Origin of the sequence: Mumia xiangluensis, from assembly GCF_010994095.1 — a bacterium.
Lineage (GTDB): Bacteria > Actinomycetota > Actinomycetes > Propionibacteriales > Nocardioidaceae > Mumia > Mumia xiangluensis.
On record NZ_WJYO01000004.1, the window covers coordinates 104,998 to 122,777 of the forward strand.

Genomic DNA, 17,780 nt, shown 5'->3' on the forward strand with positions numbered 1-17,780 from the left:
TCGAGCGCACCGCGGTGCGTGACACAGTTGCTCCGTGAGCCGAGCGAACCTGGACAAGCAGCCGCACGAGGTCGCGTCGATGTTCGACGCCGTCGCCAAGCGGTACGACCTCACGAACGACGTGCTGTCGCTGGGCCAGGACCGGCGGTGGCGACGCCGCGTGCAGGCGCTGGTCGATGCGTTGCCCGGGGATCGTGTGCTTGATCTCGCGGCCGGGACGGGCACGTCCTCGGTCCCGTTCGCCGACGACGGCGCCTACGTGGTGCCGTGCGACTTCAGCATCGGGATGCTGCGCGAGGGCAAGCGGCACCACGCCGAGCTGCCGTTCACCGCCGGCGACGGGATGCGTCTTCCGTTCGCGGACGCGACGTTCGACGCCGTGACGATCTCGTTCGGGCTCCGCAACGTCCACGAGCCCGAGGTCGCGCTGGCGGAGATGCTGCGGGTGACGAAGCGTGGGGGACGCCTGGTGGTCTGCGAGTTCAGCCACCCGACGTTCGCGCCGTTCCGCACGATCTACCTCGAGTACCTGATGCGGGCCCTGCCTCCGGTCGCTCGCGCCGTCTCCTCGAACCCCGACTCCTACGTCTACCTCGCGGAGTCGATCATGGCGTGGCCCGACCAGCTCGGCCTGGCGAAGGTGATCGCCGAGACGGGGTGGGGCCCCGTGCGCTGGGAGAACCTGTCCGGCGGCATCGTCGCGCTGCACACGGCCACCAGGGCCTGACGGGCGCCGTACGCCCGACCCTCCGCCGATCGGTGCGAGGGCGCTCCGACCTGCGCTGAAACGCCCTTCGGGGGATGCTGAATTACGCACCGAAAATCTTGCGTAATCGCAGGTCGGGCGGCGTTTGGAGAATTGCGCTGTGACCTCGCCCACCCCGTGTCGTGGCCGTCCGTGGGCCGTGGCATAGTGACGTGCAACACAGGAAACACCTCATGGTGACGGCCTGTGGACAGGCTCGTGAACATTTTCACGAAGGGAGGATGCGGTGACCGAGTACACCCCGGTCTTGGTGCTTGCCGCCATCTCGGGAGCGTTCGCGGTGTTCTCCGTGCTCATCGCCCCGCTCACGGGGCCGAAGCGCTACAACCGCGCCAAGGTCGACTCGTACGAGTGCGGCATCGAGCCGACCCCGCAGGCAGCGGGCGGCGGTCGTGTCCCGGTGAAGTACTTCATCACGGCGATGCTCTTCATCGTCTTCGACGTGGAGATCATCTTCCTCTACCCGTTCGCGGTGGAGTTCGACCTGCTCGGCTGGTTCGGCATCGTCGAGATGCTGCTGTTCATCGCGACGGTCTTCGTCGCGTACGTCTACGTCTGGCGCCGCGGCGGACTGGAGTGGGACTGACATGGGCCTGGAGGAAAAGCTCCCGAGCGGAGTGCTGCTGACGACCGTCGAAGGTCTCGCGGGCTACTTCCGCAAGGCGTCGTTCTGGCCGGCCACCTTCGGCCTGGCCTGCTGCGCGATCGAGATGATGGAGTTCGGCGCCCCGAAGTACGACTCGTCGCGCTTCGGCATGGAGGTCTTCCGCGCGTCGCCGCGACAGGCCGACCTCATGATCGTCGCCGGACGCGTCAGCCAGAAGATGGCGCCGGTCCTGCGTCAGATCTACGACCAGATGCCCGGCCCGAAGTACGTCCTCGCGATGGGCGTGTGCGCCAGCTCAGGCGGCATGTTCAACAACTACGCGATCGTGCAGGGCGTCGACCACATCGTCCCGGTCGACATGTATCTCCCCGGCTGCCCGCCGCGGCCCGAGATGCTCATCGACGCGGTGATGAAGCTTCACACCAAGATCCAGGACACGAAGCTCGGCGCGCACCGCGTCGCCGAGATCGCTGCCGACGAGAAGGTCGCCCTCGAGGCCGTCCCGACCACGGCGATGAAGGGGCTGCTGCGATGACTCAGGACCCGAGCAGCACCGCGGTCGGCGGCGAGGAGGTCGTCCCGTCCACAGCGCGCACCCTCGAGGTGATCGACGTCCGGGAAGGCATGTTCGGCGTCCACGGGTCCGGAGACACCTCCGGCTACGGCGGGCTCCAGCGCCCGGTCGCGATGCCGGAGGCGTCCGCCAGGCCGTACGGCGGCTGGTTCGACGAGGTCGCCGACCGGCTCGAGCAGGTGCTCGGCGAGAGCGTCGGTGCGGGTGCGGTCGAGTCCGCGGTCGTGGACCGCGGCGAGCTGACGCTGCACGTCTCCCGCGAGCGGGTCCGCGACGTGTGCCAGCACCTGCGCGACGACGCCGGCCTCCGGTTCGAGCTGTGCAGCGGCATCTCCGGCGTGCACTACCCGCACGACGCCGGCCGCGAGCTGCACGCCGTCTACCACCTGCTGTCGATGACCCACAACCGGCGCATCCGGCTCGAGGTGGCCGCCCCGGAGTCCGACCCGCACATCGCGTCGGTCGTCTCGGTCTACCCGACCGCCGACTGGCACGAGCGCGAGACGTACGACTTCTTCGGCATCGTCTTCGACGGCCACCCGGCCCTCACCCGGATCCTCATGCCGGACGACTGGCCGGGTCACCCCCAGCGCAAGGACTACCCGCTCGGCGGAATCCCCGTCGAGTACAAGGGCGCAACCATCCCACCGCCGGACGAGCGGAGGTCGTACTCGTGAGCACCACCGACCAGACCCAGACCGACCCGTACGCTCCCAGCCAGGAGACGACCTCCGGTCCCGTCTACACCGTCACCGGTCAGGACTGGGACACCGTGGTCTCGGGCGTCGATCCCGACATCTCGGAGCGGATCGTCGTCAACATGGGCCCGCAGCACCCGTCGACGCACGGCGTGCTCCGGCTGATCCTCGAGATCGAGGGCGAGTCGGTGACCGAGGCCCGCTGCGGCATCGGCTACCTGCACACCGGCATCGAGAAGAACATGGAGTACCGCACCTGGACGCAGGGCGTCACGTTCTGCACCCGGATGGACTACCTGTCCCCGATGCACAACGAGGCCGCGTACGTCCTGGCGGTCGAGAAGCTGCTCGGCATCACCGACCAGGTCCCCGAGAAGGCCGAGGTCCTGCGCGTGATGATGATGGAGGTCAACCGGATCTCCTCGCACCTCGTCGCGATCGCCACCGGCGGCATGGAGATCGGCGCGCTGACCGTCATGACGGTCGGGTTCCGTGAGCGCGAGCTCTGCCTCGACATCTTCGAGCTGTTCTCGGGTCTGCGCATGAACTCCGCCTACCTGCGTCCCGGTGGCGTGTCGGCCGACGTCCCCGACGGCGGGCTCGACGCCGTGGACCGGTTCGTCGCACTCATGCGCAAGCGGCTTCCGGAGCTCGCCGCGCTGTGCAACCAGAACCCGATCTTCAAGGGGCGCCTCCAGGACGTCGGCTACCTCGACCTCGCCGGCTGCCTCGCCCTCGGCGTCACCGGTCCGGCGCTGCGCTCGACCGGCTACGACTGGGACCTGCGCAAGAAGCAGCCCTACAGCGGCTACGACACGTACGACTTCGACGTCATCACCCGCGACGAGCCGGACGCGTACGGCCGCTTCCGCATCCGCCTCGACGAGATGGACCAGTCGCTGCGGATCGTCGAGCAGTGCGTCAGCCGCCTCCGGGGCCTCGAGGGCGCGCCGGTGATGGTCGCCGACAAGAAGATCGCGTGGCCCGCGCAGCTCGCGGTGGGGCCCGACGGCCAGGGCAACTCGCTCGAGCACATCCGCCACATCATGGGCGAGTCGATGGAGGCGCTGATCCATCACTTCAAGCTCGTCACCGAGGGCTTCCGCGTCCCGGCCGGCCAGACGTACGTGAGCGTGGAGTCGCCGCGCGGCGAGCTGTCGTGCCACCTCGTCTCCGACGGCGGCACCCGCCCGTACCGCGCGCACTTCCGCGACCCGTCCTTCAGCAACCTGCAGGCCACCGCGGCGATGTCGGAGGGCGGCATGCTCGCCGACGTCATCGTCGCGATCGCCAGCATCGACCCCGTGATGGGAGGGGTGGACCGGTGAGCGGTCTGGACTCCGCACGCGTGCGCGACGACCTGCAGGCGATCATCGCCCGCTACCCGCAGAAGCGCTCCGCCCTGCTCCCGATGCTGCACCTCGTGCAGTCCGTCGAGGGCCGGGTGACGCCCGAGGCGATCGAGCTGTGCGCCGAGCTGCTCGACCTATCGGCGGCCGACGTCAACGGCGTCGCGACGTTCTACACGATGTACAAGCGGCGCGACGTCGGCGACTACCACGTCGGCGTGTGCACCAACACGCTGTGCGCGGTGATGGGCGGCGACGCGATCTTCTCCCGCCTGCGCGAGCACCTCGGCGTCGGCAACGACGAGCGGACCGCCGACGGCAAGGTGACGCTGGAGCACATCGAGTGCAACGCGGCCTGCGACTACGCGCCCGTGATGACCGTCAACTGGGAGTTCTTCGACAACCAGACCCCTGACTCGGCGGTCGAGCTCGTCGACGACCTGCGCGCCGGCAAGACGCGCGAGGCGACCCGCGGCGCGCAGATCACGACCTGGCGCGAGGCCGAGCGCGTGCTCGCCGGGTTCCCCGACGGTCGCGCCGACGAAGGCCCGTCGGCCGGCGACGCGTCGCTCGCCGGCCTGCGGCTCGCCCAGCAGCACGGCTGGAAGGCGCCGGGGGAGGAGGGTCTCGACTCGCAAGCTCGCTCGACCAGCGACCAACCGCCGGTTGAGCGAGCCGAAGCCGGCGACGGAAGCGCCGAGGCCGCCGTCGCGCAGGCGGACACGCAGCGCGCCGAGTCCGAGACCAAGATCGACGACAGCACGACCCCGCCCGCGCAGCGCGAGGATGCCGAGGAGGCCGAATGAGCGCCGCACCCCTCACCCCGGTCCTCTCGCGAGGCTGGGACCACGAGCGCTCGTGGACGCTCGACGCGTACGGCGACTACGCCGCGCTGCGCTCCGCCCTTCGGCAGGACCCCGACGAGGTCATCGCGACCGTGAAGGACTCGGGCCTGCGCGGCCGGGGCGGCGCCGGCTTCCCCACGGGCATGAAGTGGGGCTTCATCCCGCAGGACCCGACCCAGCCGGGCGGTGACAAGCCGCACTACCTGGTGGTCAACGCCGACGAGTCCGAGCCGGGCACGTGCAAGGACATCCCGCTGATGATGGCGAACCCGCACGTCCTGGTCGAGGGCGTCGCGATCACCTGCCACGCGATCCGCGCGAAGAAGGCGTTCATCTACGTCCGCGGCGAGGTCCTGCACGTGATCCGCAGGCTCCAGGCCGCGGTCGAGGAGGCGTACGCTGCCGGCTTCCTGGGCGCGGACGTGTTCGGGTCCGGCATCGACGTCGACGTGGTCGTCCACGCCGGCGCGGGCGCGTACATCTGCGGCGAGGAGACTGCTCTCCTCGACTCGCTCGAGGGGCGTCGCGGCCAACCACGGCTGCGTCCGCCGTTCCCCGCCGTCGCGGGCCTCTACGCCGCGCCGACCGTCATCAACAACGTCGAGTCGATCGCCTCGGTGCCATGCATCGTGGAGCGTGGGGCCGACTGGTTCGCGTCCATGGGCACCGAGAAGTCCAAGGGCATGACGATCTACTCGCTGTCGGGCCACGTGAAGCAGCCCGGCCAGTACGAGGCCCCGCTCGGCATCACGCTGCGCGAGCTCCTCGACATGTCCGGCGGGATGCGGGACGGCTCGGAGCTGAAGTTCTGGACGCCGGGAGGCTCGTCGACGCCTCTGCTGACCGCGGAGCACCTCGACGTCCCGCTCGACTACGAGGGCGTCGCCGGAGCGGGCTCGATGCTCGGCACGAAGGCCCTGCAGCTCTTCGACCAGACCACGTCGGTCGTCCGCTGCGTGCTGCGCTGGACCGAGTTCTACAAGCACGAATCCTGCGGCAAGTGCACCCCGTGCCGTGAGGGCACCTGGTGGCTGGTGCAGACGCTCGAGCGCCTCGAGGCCGGCAAGGGCCAGGAGGGTGACATCGAGCTGCTCCTCGACCAGTGCGACAACATCCTCGGCCGGGCGTTCTGCGCGCTCGGCGACGGCGCGACGAGCCCGATCACGTCGGCCATCGAGCACTTCCGCGACGAGTTCGAGGCCGGGATGCACACGCCGGCGTGGGACCTGTTCCCGTACGAGGGGTCCACCGCCTGGGCGAAGCCCGCCACCGACGCAGCGAAGGGGGCGACCGCATGACGGTCACCAAGGGCAACGAACCCGGCACCGAGCTGGCCGACCAGAACCTCGTCACGCTCACCGTCGACGACGTCGAGGTGAGCGTTCCCGAGGGCACGCTGGTGATCCGTGCGGCCGAGCTGATCGGTGTGGAGATCCCGCGGTTCTGCGACCACCCGCTGCTCGCTCCCGTGGGGGCGTGCCGGCAGTGCCTCGTCGACGTCCCCGACGCCGGCAACGGTCGTGGCTTCCCGAAGCCGCAGGCGTCGTGCACGCTGCCGGTATCGCCCGGCATGGTCGTGAAGACGCAGGTCACGTCGCCGGTCGCCGACAAGGCACAGCACGGGATCATGGAGTTCCTCCTGGTCAACCACCCGCTCGACTGCCCGATGTGCGACAAGGGCGGCGAGTGCCCTCTGCAGAACCAGGCCATGAGCCACGGGCAGGGGGAGACGCGGTTCACCGAGAAGAAGCGCACCTACCCCAAGCCGCTGGCGATCTCGTCCCAGATCCTGCTCGACCGTGAGCGCTGCATCCTGTGCGCGCGCTGCACCCGGTTCTCCGAGCAGATCGCGGGCGACCCGTTCATCGCGATGGCCGAGCGCGGCGCGCTCCAGCAGGTCGCGATCTACGAGAACGAGCCGTTCTCCTCGTACTTCTCCGGCAACACCATCCAGATCTGCCCGGTCGGCGCACTGACCAGCAGCTCGTACCGGTTCCGCTCGCGGCCGTTCGACCTCGTGTCGACGCCGGCGGTGGCCGAGCACGACGCCTGCGGCGCGGCGATCCGTGTCGACCACCGGCGCGGCAAGGTCGTCCGCCGGCTCTCCGGGGACGACCCCGAGGTCAACGAGGAGTGGATCAGCGACAAGGACCGCTTCGCGTTCACCTACGCCCGGCAGGCCGACCGGCTGACCCGCCCGCTCGTCCGCGACCCCGAGACCGGAGCCCTCGAGCCGGCGTCGTGGCCCGCCGCGTTCCTGGCCGCCGCCCGTGGACTCGCGGCGGCCGCCGCGACGAGCGGTGTCGGCGTCGTGACCGGTGGCCGCCTCACCACCGAGGACGCGTACGCGTACGCCAAGCTGGCGCGCACCGTCCTCGGGACGAACGACATCGACTTCCGGGCCCGACCGCAGTCGGCCGAGGAGGCGGAGTTCCTCGCGCACGCGGTGGCCGGCAGCGGCCTCGGCGTCACTTACCGCGACCTCGAGGAGGCCACCAAGGTCGTCCTCGTGGGTCTCGAGCCCGAGGACGAGGCCGCGACGATCTTCCTGCGGCTCCGCAAGGCGTGGCGCACCAACGGCACGCAGGTCGTCGCCGTCGCCAGCCACGCGACGAGGGCGCTGGAGAAGGTCGGCGGCCAGCTGGTCCGTACGATCCCGGGCGACGAGGCGAAGGCGCTCGGCGAGGCCGGACTCGCCCCGGGCACGATCGTCCTGCTCGGCGAGCGGCTCGCACGCGTCGAGGGTGCGTTCACGACAGCCCTGGCAGCGGCGTCGCGCAGCGGTGCTCGCCTGGCGTGGGTGCCGCGGCGCGCAGGCGACCGCGGCGCCGTCGAGGCGGGCTGCCTCCCCAACCTGCTCCCGGGCGGGCGACCGGTCGCCGATGCGGAGGCGCGCGCCGACCTGGCAGCCGCCTGGGGCGTCGCCTCGCTCCCGGGCGAGCCCGGCCGCAGCACCGACGACATCCTCGCGGCGGCCCTCGCGGGTGAGATCGGCGCGCTGCTGGTCGCCGGCGTCGAGGTCGACGACCTCGCAGACCCGCAGGCGGCCTTGGACGCGGTGGACGCAGCCGGCTTCGTGGTGAGCCTCGAGGTCCGCGCCAGCGCAGTGACCGAGCGCGCCGACGTGGTGCTCCCGGTGGCCGCCGTCGCCGAGAAGGCCGGTTCGTTCGTCAACTGGGAGGGCCGTCGCCGCCCGTTCGAGGCCGTCATCCCCGTGCCGCACGCCCTGCCCGACACCCGCGTGCTCGCAGGCATCGCCGAGGCAGCGGGCCACGACCTCGGGTTCCGTACGCCCGAGGCGGCGGCCGCGGAGCTCGCCGAGGTCGGCGTCTGGGACGGCGCTCGTGCACCCAAGCCCGAGGTGGTGCCCGGACGCGCCCCGCGGACCGACCCCAGCGAGGTCGTCCTCGACACCTGGCGTCGCCTGATCGACGACGGTCGCGGCCAGGACGGCGACCGCCACTACCAGGCGACGGCTCGTCCCTCGGTGGCGCTGCTGTCGTCCGCGACGGCGCGGGCCTTCGGCGTCCGCGAGGGCGAGGAGATCGTGCTGAGGACCGATCGAGGCGCGGTCGCGGTGCCGGCCGGCATCGCCGACATCGCCGACGGAGTCGTGTGGACCCCGGCGAACTCCAACGGGCTGTCGCTGCTCGGGATCCTCGGTGCCGCCTACGGAGCCGTCGTCACCGTCGAGCGCTCGGTCCCTGCCGACGAGGCGGACGCGCTGTCGGGTCCGCCGCATCCGCACGTGCCGACTGAGGAGGACGAGCAGTGAGCGAGCTCTTCGGCAACGAGGCCTGGTGGGTGATCATCCTCAAGGCGCTCCTGGTGTTCGTCGTGCTGGTGGTCTTCACCCTCTTCAACATCTGGTTCGAGCGCCGGGTCGTCGCCCGCATGCAGCACCGCGTCGGACCCAACGTCTGGGGTCCGTTCGGGCTCCTGCAGAGCCTCGCCGACGGTGTGAAGCTCGCGCTCAAGGAAGAGATCTTCCCCAAGCACGCGCACAAGGTCGTCTACTTCATCGCGCCGGTGATCGCGACGATCCCCGCGTTCCTGGCGTGGGCGGTGATCCCGTTCGGCCCCGAGGTCACGATCCCGTTCACCGACACGGTCACACCGCTGCAGCTGACGGACATGCCGGTCGCCGTCCTCTACATCCTCGCCGTCACGTCGATCGGCGTGTACGGCATCGTGCTCGGCGGCTGGGCGTCCGGCTCGACCTACTCGCTGCTCGGCGGGGTGCGCTCCTCGGCCCAGATGATCTCCTACGAGGTCGCGATGGGCCTGTCCCTGGTCGCGGTCTTCATCTACGCCGGCTCGATGTCGACGTCGGAGATCGTGGCTGCGCAGGCCGAGGACACCTGGTTCGCCCTGCCGCTGCTGCCGTCGTTCATCATCTACATGATCGCGATGGTCGGAGAGACCAACCGCGCGCCCTTCGACCTTCCCGAGGCCGAGGGCGAGCTGGTCGGCGGCTTCCACACCGAGTACTCGTCGCTGAAGTTCGCGCTGTTCTTCCTCGCCGAGTACATCAACATGGTGACGGTGTCGGCGCTGGCGACGACGATGTTCCTCGGCGGCTGGCGTGCACCGTGGGGCATCTCCCAGATCGACGGTGCCAACGAGGGCTACTGGCCGGTGCTGTGGTTCCTCGGCAAGACCTTGCTGTTCGTCTTCCTCTTCATCTGGCTGCGCGGTTCGCTGCCGCGGCTGCGCTACGACCAGTTCATGAAGTTCGGATGGAAGGTCCTCATCCCGGCCTCGCTGGCGTGGATCGTCGTGGTCTGCGTGATGCGCCGTCTGATCATCGACGACGACCTCGACCCGACCAAGATCCTGGTGGTCGCGGGCGTCCTCGTGGTCGCGCTGCTCGTCGTCCAGTTCATCCCCGAGCGCCGGACACCGGCCGTCGAGGCTCCCGAGCCCGACGCGTTCGCCGGTGGCTTCCCCGTACCCCCGATGCCCGGGAAGCAGCCGGTCGCCCCCAGCGGCGCACCGGTCGCTCCCTCCGGCGAGAAGGAGGCCTGATCTCGCGATGGCGACCTTGAAGGAGCAGCTCTGGGACCCGATCGCCGGCTTCGGCGTGACGTTCCGGACGATGTTCAAGAAGCCCGTGACGGTGCAGTACCCGTTCGAGAAGCGGCCGACCGCGCCGCGGTTCCACGGCAGGCACCAGCTCAACCGGTGGCCGGACGGTCTCGAGAAGTGCATCGGCTGCGAGCTGTGCGCGTGGGCGTGCCCAGCGGACGCGATCTTCGTGGAGGGCGCGTCCAACACCGAGGACGAGCGCTTCTCGCCCGGCGAGCGGTACGGCCGCGTCTACCAGATCAACTACCTCCGCTGCATCCTGTGCGGGCTGTGCATCGAGGCGTGCCCGACCCGCGCACTGACGATGACCAACGAGTACGAGCTCGCCGACACGAGCCGTGAGTCGCTGATCTTCGAGAAGTCCGACCTCCTGGCGCCGCTGCTGCCGGGCATGGAGCAGCCGCCCCACCCGTTGCGCCTCGGCGACGACGAGCGCGACTACTACAGCGGGCAGGCCGCAGCACGTGCGGTCGCCGAGGGGTCGGTCGCCGCGGGGCCGGGAGGCGAGCAGTGACCGCGTTCTGGCTGCTGGCACCGATCATGGTCGTCGCCGCGCTCGGCGTCGTCCTCTCGCGCAAGGCCGTGCACTCGGCCCTCTGCCTCGCCGTGGTGATGATCTCGCTCGCCATGATGTACGCGATGCAGGACGCACCGTTCCTGTTCGCGGTGCAGATCATCGTCTACACCGGCGCGATCATGATGCTGTTCCTCTTCGTCCTGATGCTGGTGGGTGTCGACAAGACCGACTCGCTGGTCGAGACGATCAAGGGCCAGCGCCTCGTCGCCATCGTGCTCGGTCTGCTCTTCGGCGGGGTGCTCGTCACGGTCGTCGCGCAGGCGTTCGTCGGTCCGGTGGTCGGCCTCGGCGAGGCCAACGCCGACGGCAACGTCCACGGCCTCGCGAAGCTCCTCTTCAACCGGTACGTGTTCGCCTTCGAGGCCACCAGCGCACTGCTGATCACGGCGGTCCTCGGCGCGATGGTGCTCGCTCACCGCGAGCGCCTCGAGCCGCGCCGCACGCAGCGCGACCTCGCGCTCGAGCGGATGCAGCGCTACGCCGAGCACGGCGAGCACCCGGGCAACCTCCCCACGCCGGGTGTGTACGCCCGCCACAACGCCGTCGACGTGCCGGCGCTGCTGCCCGACGGATCGACGTCGGAGATCTCGACCTCCAAGACGCTCCGCGACCGCGGTGTCGTCCGTGACGGCGCCTTCGCCGGCGACGTGTCCGTCACGATGCGCCGGCTCGAGGCGGACGGTCCCGAGCGAGGCCGGGTCGAGCCGCCGCCCTCGACACCCGCGCGACACGATGGCGAGGAGGACCTGTGACCGTCGAGCCCTTCATCGGCCTGTCGGCCCTGCTGTTCGCGATCGGCGCGATCGGGGTGCTGGTGCGCCGCAACGCGATCGTGGTCTTCATGTGCGTGGAGCTGATGCTGAACGCCTGCAACCTCTCGTTCGTGACGTTCGCCCGCGCCCACGGCAACCTCGACGGCCAGGTGGCCGCGTTCTTCGTGATGGTGGTCGCCGCGGCCGAGGTCGTCGTCGGCCTCGCGATCATCGTGTCGATCTTCCGTACCCGTCGCTCGGCCTCGGTCGACGACGCCAGTCTGCTGAAGCTCTGAGGTGGCGGGAATGACGAGTATGTCCTCCATCGTGCTGGCAGCGAGCGAGCACGCCGACGTCGTGCCGGTCGCTGCCGACGGTGTGTTCTCCTGGATGTGGCTCCTGGTGGCGATCCCCGCCGTCAGCGCGGCGATCCTGCTGATCGGCGACGGTGCCGGGGACCACGGGCCGCTCGACCGTTTCGGTCACCTCCTCGGCACGGCGGCGGCGATCGCGTCGTTCGTCGTGGGCGTGGTGGGCTTCGTCGCGCTGCTCGGTCAGGACGTCGCCGAGCGTGCCGTGACGCAGGACCTGTGGACCTGGATGCAGGTCGGTGGGTTCGACGTCACGATGAGCGTCTACTACGACCAGCTCTCGGCACTGTTCGTGCTGCTGATCACCGGTGTCGGGTCGCTGATCCACGTGTACTCGATCGGCTACATGGCGCACGACCCGCGCAAGCGCCGGTTCTTCGGCTTCCTCAACCTGTTCATCGCCGCGATGCTCGTGCTGGTCCTCGCCGGCGACTACCTGGTGCTGTTCCTCGGCTGGGAGGGCGTGGGCCTCGCCTCGTACCTGCTGATCGGGTTCTGGCAGGAGAAGCGCTCGGCCGCGGTCGCCGCCAAGAAGGCGTTCATCGTCAACCGCGTCGGCGACCTGGGGCTCGCGCTCGGCATCATGCTGATGTTCGCGCAGTTCGGCACCACCAACATCCACGAGGTCGGGCTCAACGTCACCAACGCCTCGCAGTCGGTGGCGACGGCACTCGGTCTGCTGCTCCTGCTCGGCGCGTGCGGCAAGTCCGCGCAGGTCCCGCTGCAGAGCTGGCTGCTCGACGCGATGGAGGGCCCGACCCCGGTCTCGGCGCTGATCCACGCGGCGACGATGGTCACCGCGGGCGTCTACCTCGTCGTCCGCTCCGCCGCGATCTACGACCTGTCCGAGGTCGCGCGTACGGCGGTGGTGATCGTCGGCTGCGTCACGCTGCTGTTCGGTGCCTGGATCGGTTGCGCGAAGGATGACATCAAGAAGGCGCTCGCCGGCTCGACGATGAGCCAGATCGGCTACATGATGCTGGCCGCGGGCCTCGGCCCGGCCGGCTATGCGTTCGCGATCTTCCACCTGATCACGCACGGCTTCTTCAAGGCCAACATGTTCCTCGGCGCCGGCTCGGTGATGCACGGCATGAACGACGACGTCGACATGCGGCACTACGGGGCGCTGCGCAAGCTGATGCCGCTGACGTTCATCACCTTCGCGATGGGCTACCTGGCGATCATCGGCTTCCCGGGCTTCTCGGGCTTCTTCTCCAAGGACCGGATCATCGAGTCGGCGTTCGCCACGAACTTCTGGGCGGGCCTCGCTGCGCTGCTCGGTGCGGGCGTCACCGCGTTCTACATGACGCGCGTGATGATCCTGACCTTCTTCGGCGAGAGGCGCTGGCGGGAGGACGTGCACCCGCACGAGTCGCCGAAGATCATGACCGTCCCGCTGATCGTGCTGGCGGCGCTCTCGGTCGTCGGTGGCGCGCTGACCTTCTCGGACTGGATCGAGGACTGGCTGACACCGGTCACCGGGTCCGAGCACCACGAGCTCGGTGTCCCGGCGTGGGTGATCACGCTGATCATCGTGGCGGTGGTCGCTGTTGGAGCGTCGCTGGCCTACGTCCTCTTCGCACGCCGTGACGTCCCCGACACCGCCCCCCAGCAGGTCTCGGTCTTCACCCGGGCCGGCCGCGCCGACCTGTACGGCGACGCCGTCAACGAGGCGGTCTTCATGCGGCCCGGCCAGTACCTCACCCGGTCGCTCGTCTACGTGGACGGGACCGGCATCGACGGTGCCGTCACGGGGACGGCCGAGCTCGTCGGTGATGGAGCCCGCGGACTGCGGCGGCTCCAGACCGGCTTCGTCCGGACCTACGCCGCCGAGATCTTCGGTGGTGCCCTCGTCCTCGTCCTGGCCCTCCTGGCGGTGAACCTCGCGTGAGTGACATGTCCTTCCCCTGGCTGACCGTCCTGATGGTCGTCCCGCTGGTCGGAGCGGTGCTCGTCGCTGCCCTGCCGCGCAGCCGCCCGGAGCTGGCGAAGTGGACGGCGCTCGGCGTCTCGCTCGTCTCGCTGGGCATCTCGCTCGCGGTGCTGGCGCAGTTCGACCTGGACTCCGGCGGGTTCCAGCTCTCCGAGCAGCACGAGTGGATCGAGCCGCTGGGCGTCCACTACGCGCTCGGCGTCGACGGGATCGGTCTGACCCTGATCCTGATGACGACGATCCTGGTGCCGATCGTCATCGTGGCCGGCTGGAACGACGCCGACGGCGCGCGCTGGAGCGTCAAGACGTTCTTCGCGCTCATGCTGGCCCTCGAAGGCCTCGTGATCGGCGTCTTCGCTGCGACGGACGTCTTCCTCTTCTACGTCCTGTTCGAGGCCGCTCTGGTCCCCGCCTACTTCCTCATCGGCGGCTACGGCGGTGCGCGACGGTCGTACGCAGCTCTCAAGTTCCTGATGTTCTCGCTCGCGGGCGGCCTGCTGATGCTGGCGTCGGTGATCGGCATGTGGGTGATCTCCAGCAGCCAGGGGGACCCGTCGTTCCTGCTGGCGGACATGAAGGACCTGTCGGTCGGCACGGTCGAGGGCCGGTGGCTGTTCCTGGGCTTCTTCATCGCGTTCGCGGTGAAGGCGCCGATGGTCCCGCTGCACACGTGGCTGCCCGATGCGGCGTCCGCGGCGACCCCGGGCACCTCGGTGCTGCTGGTCAGCGTGCTCGACAAGCTCGGCACGTTCGGCATGATCCGGTTCTGCCTGGGGCTCTTCCCCGAGGCGTCGGAGTGGGCGAGCCCGGTCGTGATCACGCTGGCCGTCATCAGCATCCTGTACGGCGCCCTGCTGGCGATCGGCCAGGACCACATGATGCGGCTGATCGCGTTCACGTCGGTGTCGCACTTCGGCTTCATCGTGCTCGGGATCTTCGCGCTGACGTCGCAGTCGGCATCGGGCTCGACGTTCTACATGTTCAACCACGGCCTGTCGACGGCCGCGCTCTTCCTGATCGCGGGCTTCCTCATCCAGCGGCGCGGCTCGGCCCGGATCTCCGACTTCGGAGGCGTCCAGAAGATCGCGCCCATCATGGCCGGCCTGTTCCTGATCGCGGGCCTCGCCTCGCTGTCGCTGCCGGGGCTCTCGACGTTCGTCGGCGAGTTCCTGGTGCTGGCGGGCACGTTCACGCGCTCGACCACCGCTGCGGTCTTCGCGACGCTCGGCATCGTGCTCGCGGCGCTCTACATCCTGCTGATGTACCAGCGCACGATGACGGGTCCGCTGCGCGAGGACAACCGCGGCGTCACCGACATGGTGCCGCGCGAGATCGTGGCGATCGCCCCTGCGGTCGTGCTCCTCATCGGGCTCGGCCTCTTCCCGCAGCCGATCCTCGACCTGGTGAATCCGGCCGTGTCGGAGACGCTCGAGCACGTGCAGGTCGGTGACCCCGAGCCCAAGACCCCGTCCTTCCCGATCGCCGAGGGGAGCTCCAAGTGAGTGCCGTGAGCGTGCAAGCCATCGTCGGCGCGGCGCCGTCGCCGATCGAGGCGCCGGACGTCGACTACGCGACGATCTCGCCGCTGCTCATCATCCTCGGAGCCGCTGTCCTCGGCGTGCTGGTCGAGGCGTTCGTCCCGCGCGCGTACCGGTTCGTCACGCAGATCGCCGTCGCGGTCGTCGGCGTGGTGGCGGCCTTCGTGGCCACGGTCGTGGTCGGTGCCGGTCTCGACACCGTCGACGGCGAGGTGACCGGCCGCGGTGGGCCGACCGCGATGGGCTCGCTGAGCGTCGACGGACCTGCGGTCGTCACCTGGGCGATGCTCCTGTTCTTCGGTCTGCTGGGCGTCCTGCTGTTCGCCGAGCGGCGGCTGGACGGCGGCCTGAGCGCGTTCACGAGCCAGGCGTCGACCCCTCCGGGCAGCGCGGACGAGCGTCACGCGACTCGCCTTCGGATCGAGCACAGCGAGGTGTTCCCGCTCGCGATGTTCGCCCTGGGCGGGATGATGTTCTTCGCCTCGGCCAACGACCTCCTCGGCATGTTCGTCGCGCTCGAGGTCCTGAGCCTGCCGCTCTACCTGATGTGCGGGCTGGCGCGGCGTCGTCGACTGCTCAGCCAGGAGGCGGCCATGAAGTACTTCCTCCTCGGCGCGTTCTCCAGCGCGTTCTTCCTGTATGGCATCGCGATGGTCTACGGCTACGCGGGCTCGTTCGGGCTCGCGGAGATCTCGACGGCCGTCAGCAGCCAGATCGGTGGCCAGAACCTGCTGCTCGCCGGCATGGCGCTCATCCTGGTGGGCCTGCTGTTCAAGGTGGCCGCGGTGCCGTTCCACGCCTGGACGCCCGACGTCTACCAGGGTGCACCGACTCCCGTGACGGCCTTCATGGCGGCCGGCACGAAGGCGGCGGCGTTCGTCGCGATGCTCCGGATCTTCTTCGTCGCGTTCGGCGGCGCTCGCTGGGACTGGGCTCCCGCGGTGTGGGCGATCGCCATCATCACGATGCTGTTCGGCGCCATCGCGTCGATCGCCCAGACCGACGTCAAGCGGATGCTCGCGTACTCGTCGATCGCGCACGCCGGGTTCCTGCTCGTCGGCATGGCGGGGCTCACCAGCGGCGACGGCGTCACCAGCGTGTCGGCGGTGCTGTTCTACCTCGTCGCCTACGGAGCGGCGGCGATCGGCGCGTTCGCGGTGGTCACCCTGGTCCGCGACGCTGGTGGTGAGACGACGCACCTGGGGCGCTGGGCCGGACTCGGCAAGGAGTCTCCGGTGCTCGCGGTCGCGTTCACGATCTTCCTGCTGTCGTTCGCGGGGATCCCGCTCACGGGCGGCTTCATCAGCAAGTGGTCGGTGTTCGCGGCGGCCTGGGACGGCGGCGCGTGGCCTCTCGTGGTGGTGGGTGTGGTGGCCTCCGCGCTGGCGCTCTTCTTCTACATCCGGGTCGTCGTCCTGCTGTTCTTCGCCCCTCCGCAGGGTGACGGACCGACGGTCGCCGTGCCGAGCCCGCTGACCTGGTCGGTCGTCGCCATCACGGTGGCTGTCACAATCGTGCTGGGAGTTCTTCCTGGTCCGCTGCTCGATCTCGTGCAGCAGGCCGGGGCGTTCGTCCGTTGACCTGTCGCACGACCGAGGGAGCAGCAGCCGTGGCGTCACACGCCTGGGGCATCGCCGAGTCCGACACCGAGCTCGATGCACGCATCCGCGCTCGGATGGACGAGGTCGAGAAGCAGCTGAGTGCTGCGGTCCACGACGACGACGGTTTCATCGACGAGGCGGCGAGCCACCTCCTCGCAGCAGGCGGCAAGCGGTTCCGGCCGCTGGTCGTCCTGCTGGCCGCCGAGTTCGGCGACGATCCGGGTGCCGACGACGTGGTCCCGTCCGCTGTGGTCATCGAGCTGACGCACCTGGCGACGCTCTACCACGACGACGTCATGGACGAGGCCGCGCTGCGGCGCGGGGCGGTGTCCGCGAACGCGCGCTGGGACAACTCGATCGCGATCCTGACCGGCGACTACCTGTTCGCAGTCGCCTCGCGGGTGGTCGCGGGACTCGGCACCGACGCGGTCCGGATCCAGGCGGAGACGTTCCAGCGGCTGGTGCACGGCCAGATCCACGAGACGGTCGGGCCCCGCACCGGCGACGACCCCCTGCAGCACTACCTGGGCGTGGTGGCCGACAAGACGGGGTCGCTGGTGGCGACGGCGGCGCGCTTCGGCGCGATGATGAGCGGCGCCGACCCGGGTGTCGTCTCGACGCTCACCGAGTTCGGCGAGCGGATCGGCGCGGCGTTCCAGCTCGCCGACGACGTCATCGACATCGCGAGCGAATCGCACGACTCGGGCAAGACACCGGGCACGGACCTGCGCGAAGGCGTCCCGACGCTCCCGACGCTGCTGGTGCAGCAGGCAGCGCGCTCGGAGGACGCACGTCTCCTGGACCTGCTCAGCCGACCGCTCAGCGACGACGCCGAGGTCGACGAGGCGCTCTCGCTGCTGCGGACGAACCCGGCGCTCGAGCAGGCGCGCAGCATGGTGCGCCGCGAGGCCGACATCGCCCGGTCGCTGCTCGACCAGCTCGCCGCAGGACCTGCCCGTACGGCACTGCTGGGAGTCTGCGACCGCGTCGTGACGCGCCTGGGCTGACCCCGCAGGCCGACGCTCAGGGCGGGGACACCTCGCCGCGCCGTCTGGCCACCGACGCCCGCTCGTCGGAGGAT

16 protein-coding genes are annotated in these 17,780 nt (G+C 69.8%); all 16 read left to right on the forward strand.

The window, feature by feature from the left end; genetic code table 11:
• Positions 1-34 precede the first annotated feature (34 nt).
• The 16 genes from GH747_RS13580 (at position 35) to GH747_RS13655 (ending at position 17,706) form a co-directional block, all read left to right on the forward strand.
• A complete protein-coding gene (locus GH747_RS13580; RefSeq protein WP_149770152.1) occupies positions 35-727 on the forward strand; it encodes a demethylmenaquinone methyltransferase in 693 nt (230 codons plus the stop codon).
• Between the two features lie 265 nt (positions 728-992).
• Positions 993-1,352, forward strand: a complete 360-nt coding sequence (locus GH747_RS13585; protein WP_149770153.1) for an NADH-quinone oxidoreductase subunit A — start codon at positions 993-995, stop codon at positions 1,350-1,352.
• 1 nt (position 1,353) lies between these two features.
• Entirely contained in the window at positions 1,354-1,908 is a 555-nt protein-coding gene (locus tag GH747_RS13590; RefSeq protein WP_149770154.1) for a NuoB/complex I 20 kDa subunit family protein, read from the forward strand.
• Entirely contained in the window at positions 1,905-2,624 is a 720-nt protein-coding gene (locus GH747_RS13595) for an NADH-quinone oxidoreductase subunit C (RefSeq protein WP_149770155.1), read from the forward strand. The genes GH747_RS13590 and GH747_RS13595 overlap by 4 nt, the downstream gene beginning before the upstream one ends.
• Positions 2,621-3,973 (forward strand): NADH-quinone oxidoreductase subunit D, encoded by a 1,353-nt coding sequence (locus tag GH747_RS13600; protein ID WP_149770156.1) that lies wholly within the window; start codon positions 2,621-2,623, stop codon positions 3,971-3,973. The genes GH747_RS13595 and GH747_RS13600 overlap by 4 nt, the downstream gene beginning before the upstream one ends.
• A complete protein-coding gene (nuoE, locus tag GH747_RS13605; RefSeq protein WP_377036062.1) occupies positions 3,970-4,800 on the forward strand; it encodes an NADH-quinone oxidoreductase subunit NuoE in 831 nt (276 codons plus the stop codon). The genes GH747_RS13600 and nuoE overlap by 4 nt, the downstream gene beginning before the upstream one ends.
• Positions 4,797-6,137, forward strand: a complete 1,341-nt coding sequence (nuoF, locus tag GH747_RS13610) for an NADH-quinone oxidoreductase subunit NuoF (RefSeq protein ID WP_149770157.1) — start codon at positions 4,797-4,799, stop codon at positions 6,135-6,137. Before nuoE ends, nuoF begins: the two co-directional genes overlap by 4 nt.
• Entirely contained in the window at positions 6,134-8,614 is a 2,481-nt protein-coding gene (locus GH747_RS13615; protein ID WP_149770158.1) for an NADH-quinone oxidoreductase subunit G, read from the forward strand. Before nuoF ends, GH747_RS13615 begins: the two co-directional genes overlap by 4 nt.
• Positions 8,611-9,867, forward strand: a complete 1,257-nt coding sequence (nuoH, locus tag GH747_RS13620) for an NADH-quinone oxidoreductase subunit NuoH (RefSeq protein ID WP_149770159.1) — start codon at positions 8,611-8,613, stop codon at positions 9,865-9,867. The genes GH747_RS13615 and nuoH overlap by 4 nt, the downstream gene beginning before the upstream one ends.
• A gap of 7 nt (positions 9,868-9,874) precedes the next feature.
• Positions 9,875-10,441: an NADH-quinone oxidoreductase subunit NuoI gene (gene nuoI, locus GH747_RS13625; protein WP_149770160.1), complete on the forward strand. Its 567-nt coding sequence runs from the start codon at positions 9,875-9,877 to the stop codon at positions 10,439-10,441.
• 26 nt (positions 10,442-10,467) lie between these two features.
• A complete protein-coding gene (locus tag GH747_RS13630) occupies positions 10,468-11,256 on the forward strand; it encodes an NADH-quinone oxidoreductase subunit J (RefSeq protein ID WP_240466189.1) in 789 nt (262 codons plus the stop codon).
• A complete protein-coding gene (gene nuoK / locus GH747_RS13635; RefSeq protein WP_149770162.1) occupies positions 11,253-11,552 on the forward strand; it encodes an NADH-quinone oxidoreductase subunit NuoK in 300 nt (99 codons plus the stop codon). Before GH747_RS13630 ends, nuoK begins: the two co-directional genes overlap by 4 nt.
• Before the next feature lie 10 nt (positions 11,553-11,562).
• Complete coding sequence (nuoL, locus tag GH747_RS13640; protein WP_456085355.1) at positions 11,563-13,518, forward strand: NADH-quinone oxidoreductase subunit L; 1,956 nt, start codon at positions 11,563-11,565, stop codon at positions 13,516-13,518.
• A gap of 5 nt (positions 13,519-13,523) precedes the next feature.
• Entirely contained in the window at positions 13,524-15,062 is a 1,539-nt protein-coding gene (locus GH747_RS13645; RefSeq protein ID WP_149770489.1) for an NADH-quinone oxidoreductase subunit M, read from the forward strand.
• Positions 15,059-16,678, forward strand: a complete 1,620-nt coding sequence (gene nuoN, locus GH747_RS13650) for an NADH-quinone oxidoreductase subunit NuoN (protein WP_149770163.1) — start codon at positions 15,059-15,061, stop codon at positions 16,676-16,678. Before GH747_RS13645 ends, nuoN begins: the two co-directional genes overlap by 4 nt.
• Positions 16,679-16,773: 95 nt before the next feature.
• On the forward strand, positions 16,774-17,706 hold the full coding sequence (locus GH747_RS13655) for a polyprenyl synthetase family protein (RefSeq protein ID WP_149770490.1): 933 nt from the start codon (positions 16,774-16,776) through the stop codon (positions 17,704-17,706).
• Positions 17,707-17,780: the final 74 nt, after the last annotated feature.

Excerpts from the sequence above, each read along its gene's own strand:
- nuoL (WP_456085355.1), top strand. The coding sequence starts at position 11,563 with ATGACGAGTATGTCCTCCATCGTGCTGGCAGCGAGCGAGCACGCCGAC.
- GH747_RS13645 (WP_149770489.1), top strand. The coding sequence starts at position 13,524 with ATGTCCTTCCCCTGGCTGACCGTCCTGATGGTCGTCCCGCTGGTCGGA.
- GH747_RS13630 (WP_240466189.1), top strand. The coding sequence starts at position 10,468 with ATGGTCGTCGCCGCGCTCGGCGTCGTCCTCTCGCGCAAGGCCGTGCAC.
- GH747_RS13655 (WP_149770490.1), top strand. The coding sequence starts at position 16,774 with ATGGACGAGGTCGAGAAGCAGCTGAGTGCTGCGGTCCACGACGACGAC.
- nuoF (WP_149770157.1), top strand. The coding sequence starts at position 4,797 with ATGAGCGCCGCACCCCTCACCCCGGTCCTCTCGCGAGGCTGGGACCAC.
- GH747_RS13595 (WP_149770155.1), top strand. The coding sequence starts at position 1,905 with ATGACTCAGGACCCGAGCAGCACCGCGGTCGGCGGCGAGGAGGTCGTC.
- GH747_RS13590 (WP_149770154.1), top strand. The coding sequence starts at position 1,354 with ATGGGCCTGGAGGAAAAGCTCCCGAGCGGAGTGCTGCTGACGACCGTC.
- GH747_RS13615 (WP_149770158.1), top strand. The coding sequence starts at position 6,134 with ATGACGGTCACCAAGGGCAACGAACCCGGCACCGAGCTGGCCGACCAG.
- nuoI (WP_149770160.1), top strand. The coding sequence starts at position 9,875 with ATGGCGACCTTGAAGGAGCAGCTCTGGGACCCGATCGCCGGCTTCGGC.